We start from the raw sequence: 16575 nt of genomic DNA, 5'->3' as shown, positions 1-16575 counted from the left end.
ATATTCATATCATTTAATACAATTATGCATTACTGAGCGGAATCCCTAGTGCTTTTGCTTTTCTAAATACTGTAGGTTGTGTCACTCCAAGTACTTTAGCTGCTTTATAAGTACTGCCGTGCTTTTTTAACGCATTTTCTATCATTTCTTTTTCTAACATCTCAACAGCTTTTTTTAATGGCATATCACTTTCTAAAACAGGTATTGAAATTTTGTCCATACCTATCATATTCGCTATTTCTGTTGAGTTTATATATTTGTTATCATTTATAACAACTAATCTTTCAATAGCATTTTCTAATTCCCTAACATTTCCTGGCCAATCATGGTATTGAAATGTAGCTAGTGCTATATCTTCAAAGCGCTTATCCTTGTTATATTTTATATTAAGTCTTTCTAGAAAATTATTTGCTAATATAGGTATATCATCTTTTCTTTCCCTAAGTGGTGGAATTTTTATAGGTACAACATTTAAACGATAAAATAAATCTTCTCTAAACTTACCAGCTTTTATTGATTCATTTAAATTCTCATTTGTAGACGCAATTATTCTTACATCAAGTTTTATGGTTTTTGTACCTCCAACTCTCATAAGTTCCTTTTCCTGAATAACTCTTAATAGCTTTGACTGCAGGTTCATAGGCATCTCACCTATTTCATCCAGCAATATAGTCCCCCCATTAGCCATTTCAAACATTCCTAATTTATCTTTGTTCTGAGCCCCTGTAAACGCTCCCTTTTCATATCCAAACAATTCAGATTCCATCAAAGTATCAGGTATTGCTGCACAATTGACTTTTATATAAGGCATATTTTTTCTATTGCCCTCAAGATGAATCTGCCTTGCAAATACTTCTTTACCACTTCCAGTTTCTCCTGTAATCAAAACAGTAGCCTCTGTCTTTGCAACGTATTTTATTAATTCCTTTAGTTCCTTTATTTTTATATTTTCTCCTATTATACCTTCAGTTTTTCTATATTTATTCTTAAGAGATTTTAATTCATCCAAATATCTCTTACTCTTATTTTCCGCTTCTTCTAATTCATCTTTTAGTTTTATAAGCTCTGTTAAATCTCTCATAACCGTTAAAACATAGGTAACTTCTCCTGCTTCATTAAAAAAAGGGGTTCCCGTTATTAATACTTTTTTGTTATTTCTAATAATAACAGATAATGATGAAACCTTCTTTTTTTTCTTTATTACAGATAAAGATACAGCTTCACTAAAATATCCTTCTTTTATAAGCGTATCAACATGTCTTCCAATTATCTCTTCTTCAGTAATTTCCGTTATCTCTGTATAACCTTTACTTATAGATTTTATGATACCTTTGTTATCAACTAAACAAATCCCATCGGATATAGCATCCCCTATTGTAAAAGGTCCCAATTGTATTTCTTTATATAATTTAAGCTGTTTTATTATATCATTTTGACTTCGCATTGTTTTCTTATATGCATTTAATACAGCTAAAGTATTGTTATCAACCTGTATAAATGTTTTATTTTCTAATATGTCTAATTGATTTCTTATAACACTGTCTATTTCAAAAACATTATCCTTCATCAATAACAACTCCATTCAAGAATAATTTAGTTTTCTTTTTCTAATATTATTGTAGTAATATAAATATATCAAACTCACTTTAAAAATTCAAATGTAATCATATTCATTTAACTACATAAACCATATTATTTATATATCAACTTAAGTTTTACAACCCTTAGATTATATTCATTTTCCATATGTCCTTTATCTCTTTAATTGTATTTTTCATAAAGCTAATCGTTTTAAAATTGTTATATATAATTACATTTTTGTATTACCTCAATACACTATTGTATTGGTCTAGTGTAAATAAAAAACACATTAACTGTGCTTTTTTATACAACCTATTTATTTATATTTTAATGTTAACAACTGATAATTTTTGAGTTATAATAGTTTCGCTATTTCACTAAAACTTTAATTAATAAGGATACCCTCTACGAATATCCTTATTAATTATCTTCTAATGTGAGTTTATGTGTATTAATATACTCTCTATGTTTGTACGTCTAAGATTATAATCCACCGTAATTATAAACTCTTTCTGGAACATCATTCAAATCATTTTCCTCTATTTCAGCAACGCAACGAACCATAGAACCGTCACCCATGTACCATCTGATTGGGAAACAGAAGAATCTGAAACGCTTGCCTGATACTTTGTCTAAATTTCCACCAAGGTTTTCAACTCCAACAATACCATGTCCTAGCATTTGTTTATGACAAGGTTCCCATGTTCCCCAGCATCCGATTTCTTCTAAATCACCAAATTTAGCATCATATGCTTCTTTACCGTGGATTCTGATGTATTCGTCTTTATCGAATTCAGCATATGCTTCTTCACCAAACTGCTCCTTATATTCTTCTGGGATTGGTTTTCCCGAAGCACCAATTAAGTTCATACGAGTACCACCATTATTACCCATAGCTGTATGAAGTGGATGATCTAGAGCCTGCATATCCATAGCTACACATTTAACTTTGTGTTTTACAAACCATTTTCCTGCTTCAACACCTGTACCACATGAATAATGATAGTATTCTTTTGTATCATCAAATTTACGATGCATTCCTGTATTTAAGCAAACAACCATTCCTTCTAATTCTTCTGGTATGATATTTGCACGTTTACAAGCATCTTCAAGATGTTCTGCTGTGATTAATCCCCAACGTTCAATTTTAATTTCAAGGCAAATTGCATCACCTGTATATGCATCAACTGGCATTTCATGAGTATAACGCGCTCTCTTGCCATCGAATTCAATTTCCATAACATGACGTGGTGCATCACAATGTGTACCAGTGTGTTGAACACAATCGATTCTTTGTGTAAGAACACCACCTTTTGCTAAAGTGTGCATAGAATCAATTACTGGCTTTGCAAAATAAGGCCAACGTGGAATATCCGCACTGAATGGATGTGTTAAATCTACAAAAACTTTCTTTCCCATTTTAAATTCCTCCAAATATTTATATATATTAATTTCTATAATTTTCTAATTTGTATTTTTAAAATAAGTTACATTATTGTTTGCTTTTTTATTTATATTATTTGTTTAATTGTAATTGCCATAGAATTCAATAAGTCTTGTCTACATAATATTATTTAAAATATACAGACGAAGCTTAATAAATTAATTAGCCCAATATCCACCTTCAACAGCAACATTTGCACCTGTCATAAAATCACTAGCACTTGATGCTAAGAATATACATGGTCCTATAAAGTCATCTGGTTCACCTAGACGACCAACTGGAAGACGCTTCAAAAAGTTTTGATAAACAGCACTTTCTGGATCAAACATCCACTCAGTTAAATCTGAACGGAATACTGTTGGATTAATTGTATTAACATTGATTTTATATTTTGCTGTCCATTCACAAGCAAGAGACTGTGCCATTAGGTCTATACCACCTTTAGCTGTACAGTACCCTGTGTAACCAGCCATTCCCATTTTTGAACGAGCAGAAGATACCATAATAACCTTTCCGCCTTTACCTTGTTCAACCATCTTTTGTCCTACATACTTACAGAATAACCATGTACCTTGAACATCAGAATCCATAATTTTTTGCCATTCTGTTAAGTCTTGTTCTATAATTGGCTGTGGATTGTTATATCCTGCTGCTGTTACTAATACATTGATTTCACCAAATTTAGCAACTGCATCATTAACAACTTTTATTACATCTGCTTCTACTGCTGGATCTCCTATTGAATATCCACATTCAATTCCTTGTGCTTCTAATTCATCACAAACATCTTTACATTTTTTATCACTTCTTCCTGTAATAAAAACCTTCATGCCTGCAAAACCATATCCAAAAGCTACAGCTTTTCCCAAGGCACCTGTTGCACCTGTAATAACTGCAACTTTTCCTTTAACATTAAATAATTGGTTTACAAATTTTGCGTCCATTTTTTATCCACCTTTCTAATACTTGGGTTACGAAAGATTTTAATTATTGCTTATAACCACTAAAACTGTAGCCACTTCATTTGTTTCATTAATCATTTCTCTACCTTCATTTGGTCCTATAAAGATAGAATCATTCTTTTTAAGCACGAATGTCTCATCCTTTGACTTTACTGTTATTTCTCCGTCTAAGACAAAATATATTTTTTCAGTTGGTGAATCTTCATAAGCATATTCAGCTCCTCCACCTGGTAAAAAATATGACATTCCCATCCAAAATTGTTTTGCACCTGTTTCTGCTTCTCCGTGTAACTTCATTGATCTCATATCAAAATGTTTTGGTGCAAGATATGGAGCTACATCTTTAAGTTCAACTTTTTTCATCTCTTTCACCTCCCTTCAATATAATTTATCCCATAGCTAGCAGCCATAATTTCCAACTCATTTAAGTTGGAGTAAAGGTGCAAGTTTGTAGACATTGTGGTTCATGAGAGTATATTGTAACCCTTAAGATAATACGTTCAATTAGAATCCTTATGGGAATTGCTAAACCAGAATTAAGTTTTACCTTATACTGCTATGACTATTAAGTCATCGGGTATTATTAATTCTGCTTCAGTTGCATTTATCACATCTTCAACTGTTACATCTGGAGCAATTTCTCTTAATAAAAGCCCTTCTTTCGTAACCTCCATAACCGCCATATCTGTAACTATAAGACTTACTTTACCTACTGCTGTAAGAGGTAATCTGCATTTTTTAAGTATTTTAGATTCTCCCTTTGCAGTATGAAGCATTGCAATTATTACCTTTTTTGCACCACTTACTAAATCCATTGCTCCACCCATGCCCGGAACCATCTTTCCAGGTATCATATAATTTGCAAGGTTTCCTTTTTCATCTACCTCCAATGCTCCTAGAACAGTAACATCAACATGTCCTCCACGAATTATTCCAAAAGATGTAGCACTATCAAAGAAAGCTGCCCCTTCCTTAATTGTTACATACTGAGCTCCCGCATTAACTATATCTTTATCTTCTTTTCCATCCTCTGGAGCATTACCTAATCCTACAAATCCATTTTCTGATTGAAATACTACATTAGTTCCTTCTGATAAATAATTAGCTACCATTGTTGGAAGTCCAATACCTAGGTTTACAACATCTCCATCTTTAAGCTCTTTCGCTATTCTTTTTGCAATAAACTCTTTAGCACTTTTACTATTCATTAATTTTCACCTCCAACAATGTAATCCACAAATATTCCAGGTGTCATAACATGATTTGGATCAATTTCTCCAACTTCTACTATTTTTTCAGCACCTACAACTACTAAATCTGCTGCTGTTGCAATCAGTGGATTAAAATTTCTTGTTGAAGCATTGTAAAATATGTTTCCTTGCCGGTCTACTATTGAACCACCTATTAATGCTATATCTGCTCTTAATGGAAGCTCTAGAATAAACTCTTTCTGATTTACTTTAAGTTTTTGTTTTCCATCTTCAACAGCTGTTCCTATACCTGTTTCAGTTAGAAATCCACCAATACCTGCACCTCCACATCGAATCTGCTCTGCTAAGGTACCTTGAGGTACTAATTCCACTGTTATTTCACCACTATTCATTTGCTTTCCTGTTTCTGGATTTAACCCTATATGAGATGCTATTACTTTTTTAACTTGTTTATTAACAACTAACTTCCCTACCCCTTTATCTGGTAATCCAGTATCATTGGCAATGATAGTCAAGTCTTTTACATTTTTTTTAACAATTGCATCAATAAGCATTTCTGGAGTCCCTACTCCCATAAAGCCGCCTACCATAATAGTCATACCATCTTTTATATACTCCATTAACTCATCAATGCTTTTAATCTTATTCATATTATTCACCTTCTTCTCACTCTGTATCTTTCAACAACAATATATTAAGCAATTAGCATGCCAACTTTTTTTCAAATAACATATCTTTTTCTTTTATATATTAAATATCTTTGAAATCCCTTGTTTCTTTTATGTTTTATTTTTTTTATTCTAATTCTTTAATTGTTTTTTATCTCAAACAATTAAAAACGTTATCATTAAAACCATTTTTTCTAATACAAAATTGTATTAATTACAAAAAAATAGAGGATACAAATCCCTCTTCATAGCACCTCTCTATTTAATACGCAAATGCATTACAATAATGCATTTGCGTATTGCAACAACAAGCTTTTATTTCACATTTATAATTTATAATAGAATCTTATATTATCTCACTAATTTATATATATTCTTTTTCTGCTTCTTCTCCCTTTAGAACTCTAATTGCACCTTGTGCCAATGCGAGCATTTCATCTTCACCTGGATAAACTACTACAGGAGCTATAAAAGATACTTTTTCTTTTATTAAATTTACCATTGGCTTTCCATATGCCATGCCTCCAGTTAAAATTATTGCATCAACTTGACCATCAAGTACTGCTGCAGCTCCACCTATATCTTTTGATACTTGATACCCCATTGCATCATGGACTAACTTTGCTTTTTGATCCCCTACTAACATAGCTGCTTCTGCAACTCTTGCATCATTTGTATTCAGATAAGCTACAAAGCCGCCTTTTCCTGTTATTTTCTTTAAAACTTCTTCTGATGTATATTTTCCACTAAAACACAATTTTACCAAATCACCAATAGGAACACTTCCACTTCTTTCCGGAGAAAAAGGACCATCACCATCTAGGCAATTATTAACATCAATTATCTTTCCATTTTTGTGTGCTCCTATAGAAGCACCGCCTCCCATATGAGCAACTATAACATTTATATCTTCATAATTTTTTGAAATTTCCTTAGCATACCTCTTAGCTACTGCCTTTTGATTTAATGCATGGAAAATACTTTTTCTTGGAAGTTCTGGTATTCCTGATAATCTTGCTATTTCCTCCATTTCATCCACTACTACTGGATCTACTATAAATGATGGCTTATTAACAGAATTGGCAATTTCATTAGCTATTATAGCTCCAAGATTAGAAGCATGTTGTCCTTGAACACCTTTTTTTAAATCCATTAACATTTTCTTATTAACCTTATATGTCCCACTGACTATTGGTTTTAAAAGACCTCCTCTAGCTACAACCCCATCTAATCCTTTTATATCTATTTTATTCTCTTCTAATATCTTCAATATAACTTGCGTTCGAAAGTTTTGTTGATCAGAAATATGTTTGAACATACCTATTTCCTCTGAAGAATGTCTTAAAGTTTCTCCAAATATCTCTTTTTCATTCTCATATACAGCTATCTTCGTCGAGGTCGAACCTGGATTTATTATTAATAATTTATAACTCATGTTTTATTTTCTCCCTTATACTTTTATTTTAAATATTTACTTGCTTTATATTTTATTAAAGCTATCTAGCATTTTTATTAGCTCTTATAATACTCCTTTCTCAAACTATATAATTCTAAAAATTCTCTTCTCTAATATATTTATAGTCAGCAATTTACATGCCACTTTCATATTCCTAACTCTTGAGGTCCCACAAAACTTTATATTAATCTAATTCTCTTATTTTCTGCTTTTAATAATCGCTAGAATTGCTAGTATCTACATTATTAAAACCTTATAATAAAAATATAAATTCACTAAAAATAATGGTCTAGCTTTTATCCTCATTCATAGTTAATACATAAATGTATCTAAAAAATCCATTTATGTATCAAAAATTTTATATACTAATAATGTTTCTCTCTTTTAGTCTCATGTAGAATATCCTTATTGAAAAACATTGAAACCTTATAATCTATTTGTTGTAGTCCATTTGAGAAATTACTCATTATTTTTTAGTATAAAACATAAATAAACATCTCAAATTGTTAATTAATAATCTGAGCTGCTTAAAACAACTTAATAACGGATTTAATTATTACAATATTTCGTAATTTAAATAAAAAAGGACAATAGATAGTTTTACGTAAAAACAAAACTATCTGCTGTCCCAATAAAAGGGAGTATCACTCCTGATTAAAGTTTAATCATTTCACTATACTCCCTTTCATAAATTATGAAAATTTTTTTAAGGTTTGAGATTAATTAAATCTATATTTTAAATTCATTTATCATATCACTAAGCTTTTCTGCAAGCTCTGCTTGTTGTTGTGCTGTTTGCATAACTTGTCCTATAGCCCTTGTTGTTTCATCAATACTTTCTTTTATCATCTCAGCATTTTCAGATGATTTTTGCGCAGTATCAGCCGTAGTTTGTATTGCTTCACTTACTTGATTAATTGTAGCTGTCAACTCTTCTGACATTGATGCTATTTCTTGTGACATATTAGTTACAAACTCTGAATCCTTATAATATTGATCTCCTGTAATTCTCATATCTTCGAACTTAGGATCTACATCTTCTACTATGAAATTTAACACCTCTTGGTTATTATCAGCCAAATTTTTAAAAGCAGCTTCAACTTTTGTTATTGTATCTTGTATTTTAGTTACAGCTTGTGATGATTGTTCTGCTAAATGTCTCACTTCTTCTGCTACAACCGCAAAACCTTTTCCTTGTTCTCCTGCTCTTGCTGCTTCTATGGCTGCATTAAGTGAAAGTAAATTTGTTTGGTCTGATATGTCTGCAATTGTATTAGCCATCACTTCTATTTCTTTTACCACTTCTCCATCTTTAAGGGCCTTTAAACCTTTTTTCTTCTTTTCTTCATATATTCTTCTTGTTTCTTCTATAGATGATTTACCTTTTTTTTGAATTTCTATAGCTCTCATCCTAGATTCACTAGCATTACTGCTGCCTTCCATTGCTTTATTTGATAATATAGTAACACTTGAATCTACTTCTTGAACTGATGCACTTATTTCTTCTGCAGATGCACTTGTTTCTTGTACATCATGTGTTATATTATTTATTGCTTCATTTATATTTTCTGCAGTTGTTGTTAATTCTTCTACTGTCGCAGAAAGTTCCTGACTAGACGCACTCATATCTTGAGCTTCTTCCATTATATTCCTAATTAAATCACCTACATCTTTTTGCATTAAAAAAAGTGAATTTGAAAGTTCTCCTATTTCATCTTTTCGCTTTAAATAATTTTGTGGCATAATACCTGTAAAATCCTTTTGAGATAAAACTTTAATATAATTAACAGTTTTATTTAACGGCTTAACTATTACCTTCGTAATAACTACTGCTAGAATAACTGATATTATTACAGATATTAAGACTAATCCTATAAATACTCTTATTGACCAAGTAAAATCTAAATTATTTTGATTATCTATTTCTTGAGCTTGTTCAGTATTATATTCTGCTAAAGCTTTCAAATTTTTATGAAATTCTTCAATCTTTGAGTTAAGAACTTTATATTTTTCAAATGCATCTTGTGAATTGCCTTCCATAGCTAATTTAAGAACATTATTCATCCCCTCTCTATATGCTTTAAATTCTATCTCAACAATTGTTATTGTTTGAGCCTCAAATTCTTCTAAATCAGTCTGCTTGTAATTCTCCCAATTTTCATCATATTTTTTCAGTCTTTCTTGAATATCATTAAATCTGTTCTTTTGCTCTTCAGCATTTTTATTATTTAAAATAATGTAGTATATATCAGCATCTATACCTCTCGCTTGGTTTCTGTTATCATTTAACCATTGAATTGGAAGAAGTCTTTCCTTATACATTGATTTAACAGATTCACTTGATTTTAAATTGTAGTAATATCCAGCTCCACCTATAAAAATAATAAAGAAAATCATTGTAATTGAAAATATCATGATTTTAGTTTTAATCTTTACATTATTCATCCTATCTATTCCTCCTATACATAAATATTTTATTTTTAGAATTCAACAAGCACCTTAAAATCGAATTTGAATTTCTCAAGTAACAGAGTAATTCTATCAACTATATTGTATTTCATATTATCACAAAACTCTTTTAATGTGTATACTTTAATTTTCCAAAAAAATAGATTAGATACAAGCATAAAAATTTATATTTGCACCTAATCTTATTAATTAATTTTAATATAAGTATTCATAAAGTTTACAGATTTCATCTGTAAAATCCTTCTATTTATTCTACTAAAATCAAATTATAAATTGTATTTGAATTTTATAGATATTTCTTTTATTTCACCTTTAGAATTTTTTCTAATTGAAAAGTTTTTAATATCTTTAAAATCATTTTCTAATTGATAATTTAATTCTGTAATAGTAGCTTTTGCATTTTTAGTTATTCCACCATCTTCAATTATCACAAATCTTGTCTTTCTACAAGTTGTCTCGTTGCTTTTATCATCAATTATTACATAGTATTCTGGTGCTTCCTCAACTACTGCATATTCTTTATTTAATGTTAATGTTGTACAAAGATTGTTATCAATACATTTTACTATCATAAAAATTTACCTCCATATTGCTCACCAAGTATTTCCTACAAAACCTTTATTGTTTTTTAATTAATACTTTTATATATATTTATTATACAATAGTTCCTAGTTATTTTATACATAAAGCTTGTGAATTTATAACAATTTATCAATTACCCTATTATCTTTTAGTTAATTTAATTTTTTTACATTTGTAAAAGTTTAATATTCATAACTTCCTAATCAACTTTACTTTTTTTAAAACAGTAACATAAAGTTTTAATGCTTTTGAAGGTTTAGCTTATATTTTCTAGGTGTCATTTTAAACTTTTCTTTAAATATCTTATAAAAATATGTAGGATTTTCATAACCCACAATATCTATTATTTCAACTATAGAATAATCAGTTGATTTAATTAACTCAATTGCCTTACTTAATTTTCTTTCTTGCAACAATTCTTTAAAAGTCATTTTTGTATGTTTTTTTATTAATTTGCTCAATTTATAATCTGGCTGTTTCAGTTTTTTTGATAATTCTAAAAGAGTTGCTTTATCATAAAATTCCTCAATATATTTAAGACTTTGGATTATAATCAGCTTCTCATAATTATCCACCGAATATATCTCTATATCCTGTGAATCCTTTATTAATTCCACTAATAAAAGTCCTACTAATAATTTTATTGTCGCCTTTTTCATTATCGAAGAAGTATATAATTCACTTATTATTTTTTCTACTAACTCTTGAATCTCTTTTCTTTCTGAAACTTTAAAATATAAATATTCACCCTCTTCGTAATCTGTATATAATGTAGTTAATAAAAACTTACTTATGATATTTTCATTATCTAAAAGTGTTATTATATAATCAAAAAATTCTGGTCTAATAATAAAATTTATGATTATATCCTCTTCACCAGATGCTTTTATTTCATGATTTATATATTGATTTAAGAAAATTAATTCTCCCTTTTGTAGTATTATTTCCTTATTATCTATAACTTGAATGAACTTTCCTTGGTATACATAATTAAATTCAATGTAATTATGCTTATGACTTGGAAAATTAATAAATCTTGTATGTTTTCTAATATTAATAAGCTCCCCTGATGGCAATAACTTATTGCTATCTATAATAAATTTCCCATCATCTGTGTAAATACTCTTATCTATAGAATGTTCTCCACTTAATATCTGTAACTCTTCTTCTGTTAAAGCTATTAATTTATTATGGATTTCTTTTATCATAAGTTACTCCTCCTATTTAAACTTAACAAACTTAAAATAGTATTTACATTATACAACTTATATATAATAAAGTTAACTCTAATTAGAATTATATAATTTAAATATCCTGAACTTTCCTACCTAACATCCATAAATAAAGAATGCAGCATTATCCTTATATACTGCATCCTTTTCTTATAAAAAATTTGATGAATTTATTACATTTCTTTTTAATTAGTTATGCACTCATTCATAAATTTAAGACCTTCTTTGATATTTCTATGTTTTAATAGTTTTACATCTGATTTACATACTTTATAAATCATTTGAATACAATAACCTATTCCAAATGCAGTAACTAATGTTCCAATTCCAACAAATCCGTCTAATATCCAGCCAATAATCAAAGCTCCCATTTCTATAGAAAATCTTATTATGCTTATTGGTTTTCCTGTACGCTTCACCAGTGCCATCATAAGTCCATCTCTAGGACCACATCCCATTTCACATCCTATATATAAATAACTGCCTATAGCTGATGCAAACAAACTTCCTATAAGCATGATTATTCCTGTAAATAAATTATTACAAACTGGGATAATTTTAATATAAATTATAAGATCCATGAAACAGCCAATTACTATCATATTAGCTATAGTCCCCAGCCCTACCTTAAGTCCAAGGAAGCTTGTCACTATTACTATATATAGTTCTATATCTATATAATAATCATTCATGAAATTTTCAGAAAACATTCTATCCATTTAATTTTGAGCAATAATTTCAACTTAACGTAAATTAAAATTAACAGTATATTTCTACAAAAAAGTAAGGTCTTAAAAATAAATACTCTTCTTAAGACCTTACTTTTTTATTTTTCTAATTCATTTGTTCTTTCCAAAGCCTTTTTTACACTAGACATGACAATCCCATGAAAACCAGATTCACTTAATACATGCAATCCATTAATTCCAATTCCAGCTGGTGAAGTCATTCTATCAGTTATTTCATATGGATGTTTTCCTGTTTTTTGAAGAATTAGTGCAGAAGCAATTAAATTTTCTAACGCAATTGCTACTGAATCTTTACGAGAAAGTCCAGATTGTACTCCTGAATCCACTAATGCTGCAATAAAATACATAATATATGCAGGACCTGCACAACTATATGCAGTAAAGCCATTAATTAAATTTTCGTCAATAAACATTGTTTTTCCTAATCCACTTAAAAGTATTTCAACGGTTTCTTTATCACTATCTTCAACTTTTTTATTTGTACTTACTGCACTATAACCATGTTTTACCTCAATCATAGTATTCGGCATAACACGAACAAATTTGTGTTGACTTCCAAATATATTTTCTAACTTTTCTATTTTAACTCCAGCACATATAGAAATAATAATTGTAGATTCTGGCAAGTTATTTTTTATATCTTGTACAGCTTCCACTATATTTTGAGGAAGTACTGCAATTAAAACAATATCTGCACCTTCCATAGCAGACAAAATATCCTCTGCATCTTTAATTCCATATATATCTTTCAGATATGTTCTTCTTTCATTTAATATATCAAAAACTGTAATATTTTTAGGATCAAAGATTTCATTAGATACTATTCCACTAATGATCCCCTCTGCCATATTTCCCCCACCAATAAATGTAATTTTTTTATTTAACATATATAATTCCTCCTATTTTTATTTTTATTTATACTGTTCATTTAGTACAGATAAATACGCTTCTCCAAACAGTTCTACATAATTTTTTAATACTTTATCAATAATTATCTCCGCTTCTTCTCCAAGCTCTTGCTTTAAGGTTTCGCTCATTGAATATAAAAGATGGGCTGTGTGAAACTTAAAATCTCTAGTGCAGCTAGTCCCTAATTCAACCTTCTTTTTAGCAAGTTTTATATTATCTTCTTCATTCATAGGCTTTTCCCAATGAAATTCACAATGATCTGCTCCAAAACTTAAGTTACTTGTAGCTTTCATATGAAATTTTTCATTAAAGCCATTTAAAACAGCTGAATCTATATTAATACAGTAATATTTTCCATAATCTAAAAGGTTGTGTTTTTTCCATGATGCACACCATTCACATTTTGTAACATTACTAATATATTCTGGTTCCATCCTAACAATTCCAAACTCCATTTGACCTTTTTCTGGAACCCATTCACCATAAGCCTGGCTATTTACAAAGTTTAAAGCATCTCCATTAGCAATTGCTCTTTTCGCCATCCTTTTACCACGTTCATGTCCATAATTTTCAATACTAGTATAGATTATCTCCTTGCCTTTTTCTTCCATACCCTCTATAGTATATTTTGCAAAAAGTGCAAACAATACTGCATGATGTTCAATTGTACAATGGATATTATTTAATTCTTTCATTTTCATCCCACATCCTTCTAATAATTTATTTACTCATTCTATAATTTTATATTACAGCTTATATTTATTATAAAATTGGCATTAATATTTTTTACTTTCTTATATCTAAATTGCATATAAAATCAAAACTTTATTTACATAAATTACGCGATTTCTCCGAACTTTTTGCTATAGCTTCCAATACGGCAAAACGCATTCCACCTTTTTCTAATGCCCTAACACCTTCTATTGTAGTACCTGCTGGAGATGAAACCATATCTTTTAATTCGCCTGGATGAATTCCTGTTTCAATAATCATTTTTCCTGTTCCAAGCACTGTCTGTGCTGCTAGTCTATATGAAGTTGCTCTTGATAATCCTTCTCTAACTCCACCATCAGCCAATGCTTCTATAAACATAGCGGCATATGCAGGACCTCCACCGCTTAATCCTGTTACAGCATCTATTAATTTTTCTGGAATCCACTCAACTATTCCTACAGATTCAAAAATTTCTACGGCTAAATTTTTTTCATCTTGACTAAAAGTATTATCTAAACAAAAGACAGTTGCCCCTTCACCAACCATTGCTGGTGTGTTAGGCATAATACGTAATATTCTTATATCAACATTTGCCATCTTCTTTAAATTTTCACTGGTTACTCCTGCAACAATTGATAATAATGCTTTTCCTTCCAGTAATCTTTCCGTACTTTTTAATACCTCTTCTACAATATTAGGCTTAATTGCTAATAAAATAATATCTGACTCTTCACAAAGTTCTTTTATATTTGCTGAAATATTAACGTTCTTTGCCTTGGAATTTTCTATTACATTTGGACTTATATCATATACATTTATATTCTTTGAATTTATTACACCACTAGAAATAATGCCATCTAAAATAGCTCTTCCCATATTTCCACAACCTATAAAACCTATTTTTTTCTCTATCATATGCCTCTGCTCCTAAATAAACTATATTTTTTTATATTCTTCAATATCATCATTTTTATAAAACCATTTTTCAATACCATCCATATTCATATACTCCTTATACATACTTTATTAAATTATATAAAAAAAGAAAAACTGCATTCTGCTATCACTTACATTACTGTGAATTAAGCTAGGAACGCAGTGTAATTAATAATTTCAAATAGTATATGTAAACTCTGGTAATATTCTCTTCAAAAATTGTTTTGTTCTTTCTTCTTTTGGTCTTGTAAAGATTTGATTAGGCTCTCCTTCTTCTACTACAACTCCTCCATCCATAAAGATAACTCTATTTGCTACATCCTGAGCAAAAGACATTTCATGAGTAACAACCAACATTGTTGTTCCCTCTTTGGCAATGTTTTTCATTACTGTTAAAACTTCACCAACTAATTCAGGATCCAATGCAGAAGTTGGCTCATCAAACAAAATAATATCTGGATTTAAAGCTACTGCTCTTGCAATCCCGACTCTCTGTTGTTGTCCACCAGATAATTGACTGGGATAAAAATTATATTTTTCTGACAGCCCTACTTTATCTAATGCTTTTTTACCAATTTCATCTGCTTCTGCTTTAGGAATCTTTCTTCCGGTAATAAGACCTAGTGTTACATTTTCTAATGCTGTCTTATTATTGAAAAGATTATAATTTTGGAATACAAATGCTACTTTTTGTCTAATTTCATGAATTTGTTTTTTAGATACAGTTTTTAAATTTACATCAATCTCTCCAAAGCTGGCATGACCTTCATCTGGCTTTTCAAGAAAATTGATACATCTAAGTAATGTTGTTTTTCCGGAACCACTTGGTCCAAGAATCACTACAACATCACCCTTATCTATTTTTAAATCAACACCCTTTAATACCTCATTTTTACCATATGCTTTATGTATATTTTTAATTTCTAACATTTTATCATCCCCTTGCTTCAGTCTTTAGGCATTTACAACTTTATAAGTTCTTAAACGCTTCTCATATAACTTAAATCCATATTCTACTATGATGCATATAATTAAATATACAAGAAAGATATCAATATAAGCTTCAACGTAATTGTATCCTACGTTAGCGGCTACTTTTGCTCTTAAAGTAATTTCTTTTAATGACATTGCATAGCATAGTGATGTTCCTTTAATAAGATTTGTTGTTGCTGTACAAATATTGGGTAATGCTACAACCAATGCTTGTGGAATAATAATTTTTGTATATGCTTGTACATTTGTTAATCCAACTGACTGAGCCGCCTCTAATTGCCCTTTATTTACTGTTCCTAGTGCCGAACGAAATACTTCTGTAAGAATAGCTATAGTATTTAAGGAGAAGACAATGAATGCATACCAAATTGGATTTACATCATAAATATTAATTTTGATGTTTAATTTAGTGAATATCGTTGCTAATATTAGTGGAACACTATTATATATAATAAAAATTTGAACAATCATTGGTGTTCCTCTTACAAAGGAAACATATACTTGAGCAAACCTATTAAAAAATTTAATCTCATTTATTCTTACTAATGCAAGAAAAAATCCTAACGGTATTGCAATTAGTAGCGAAACAACAGTAATTAAAATTGCTATAGGTGCCCCTGATAATGCTACAAAAAACGTATCAACTAAAAATTCATAATTTAACATTCT

16 protein-coding genes are annotated in these 16575 nt (G+C 29.6%); all 16 read right to left on the bottom strand.

Annotated elements, in window-relative coordinates; translation table 11 throughout:
• Positions 1-22: 22 nt before the first annotated feature.
• On the bottom strand, positions 23-1567 hold the full coding sequence (locus tag CLPUN_RS08380) for a sigma-54 interaction domain-containing protein (protein WP_077846849.1): 1545 nt from the start codon (positions 1565-1567) through the stop codon (positions 23-25).
• Between the two features lie 497 nt (positions 1568-2064).
• A complete protein-coding gene (locus tag CLPUN_RS08375) occupies positions 2065-3000 on the bottom strand; it encodes a cyclase family protein (RefSeq protein ID WP_077846848.1) in 936 nt (311 codons plus the stop codon).
• A gap of 183 nt (positions 3001-3183) precedes the next feature.
• Positions 3184-3969: an SDR family NAD(P)-dependent oxidoreductase gene (locus tag CLPUN_RS08370; RefSeq protein WP_077846847.1), complete on the bottom strand. Its 786-nt coding sequence runs from the start codon at positions 3967-3969 to the stop codon at positions 3184-3186.
• A gap of 39 nt (positions 3970-4008) precedes the next feature.
• Positions 4009-4350: a cupin domain-containing protein gene (locus tag CLPUN_RS08365; protein WP_077846846.1), complete on the bottom strand. Its 342-nt coding sequence runs from the start codon at positions 4348-4350 to the stop codon at positions 4009-4011.
• A gap of 185 nt (positions 4351-4535) precedes the next feature.
• The gene (locus CLPUN_RS08360; RefSeq protein ID WP_077846845.1) at positions 4536-5195 is read right to left on the bottom strand and encodes a 3-oxoacid CoA-transferase subunit B; all 660 of its coding nucleotides are present in this window, start codon (positions 5193-5195) and stop codon (positions 4536-4538) included.
• Positions 5195-5848, bottom strand: a complete 654-nt coding sequence (gene atoD, locus CLPUN_RS08355; RefSeq protein ID WP_077846844.1) for an acetate CoA-transferase subunit alpha — start codon at positions 5846-5848, stop codon at positions 5195-5197. Before atoD ends, CLPUN_RS08360 begins: the two co-directional genes overlap by 1 nt.
• A 382-nt stretch (positions 5849-6230) precedes the next feature.
• On the bottom strand, positions 6231-7301 hold the full coding sequence (buk, locus tag CLPUN_RS08350; RefSeq protein WP_077846843.1) for a butyrate kinase: 1071 nt from the start codon (positions 7299-7301) through the stop codon (positions 6231-6233).
• Between the two features lie 750 nt (positions 7302-8051).
• Positions 8052-9767, bottom strand: a complete 1716-nt coding sequence (locus CLPUN_RS08345) for a methyl-accepting chemotaxis protein (RefSeq protein WP_077846842.1) — start codon at positions 9765-9767, stop codon at positions 8052-8054.
• A 290-nt stretch (positions 9768-10057) separates the two neighbouring features.
• Positions 10058-10363, bottom strand: a complete 306-nt coding sequence (locus tag CLPUN_RS08340; protein ID WP_077846841.1) for a hypothetical protein — start codon at positions 10361-10363, stop codon at positions 10058-10060.
• A gap of 249 nt (positions 10364-10612) precedes the next feature.
• Entirely contained in the window at positions 10613-11581 is a 969-nt protein-coding gene (locus CLPUN_RS08335) for an AraC family transcriptional regulator (RefSeq protein ID WP_077846840.1), read from the bottom strand.
• A 209-nt stretch (positions 11582-11790) separates the two neighbouring features.
• Positions 11791-12324: a YczE/YyaS/YitT family protein gene (locus CLPUN_RS08330; RefSeq protein WP_242954080.1), complete on the bottom strand. Its 534-nt coding sequence runs from the start codon at positions 12322-12324 to the stop codon at positions 11791-11793.
• A gap of 107 nt (positions 12325-12431) precedes the next feature.
• Positions 12432-13241, bottom strand: a complete 810-nt coding sequence (gene proC / locus CLPUN_RS08325) for a pyrroline-5-carboxylate reductase (RefSeq protein WP_077846839.1) — start codon at positions 13239-13241, stop codon at positions 12432-12434.
• A 24-nt stretch (positions 13242-13265) separates the two neighbouring features.
• Positions 13266-13964, bottom strand: coding sequence for an L-2-amino-thiazoline-4-carboxylic acid hydrolase (locus CLPUN_RS08320; protein ID WP_077846838.1), 699 nt, complete (start codon positions 13962-13964; stop codon positions 13266-13268).
• Positions 13965-14088: 124 nt separating this feature from the next.
• Positions 14089-14892, bottom strand: coding sequence for a pyrroline-5-carboxylate reductase (gene proC, locus CLPUN_RS08315; protein ID WP_077846837.1), 804 nt, complete (start codon positions 14890-14892; stop codon positions 14089-14091).
• A gap of 198 nt (positions 14893-15090) precedes the next feature.
• Positions 15091-15843 carry an amino acid ABC transporter ATP-binding protein gene (locus CLPUN_RS08310; RefSeq protein WP_077846836.1) on the bottom strand — a complete coding sequence of 251 codons (753 nt, stop codon included), beginning with the start codon at positions 15841-15843 and terminating at the stop codon, positions 15091-15093.
• 24 nt (positions 15844-15867) lie between these two features.
• Positions 15868-16572, bottom strand: a complete 705-nt coding sequence (locus CLPUN_RS08305; RefSeq protein WP_077846835.1) for an amino acid ABC transporter permease — start codon at positions 16570-16572, stop codon at positions 15868-15870.
• Positions 16573-16575 lie beyond the last annotated feature (3 nt).

This window comes from Clostridium puniceum, assembly GCF_002006345.1.
GTDB lineage: Bacteria > Bacillota > Clostridia > Clostridiales > Clostridiaceae > Clostridium > Clostridium puniceum.
The sequence above is the reverse complement of the archived record's forward strand: the minus strand, read 5'-3'. Positions and strand labels throughout refer to the sequence as shown.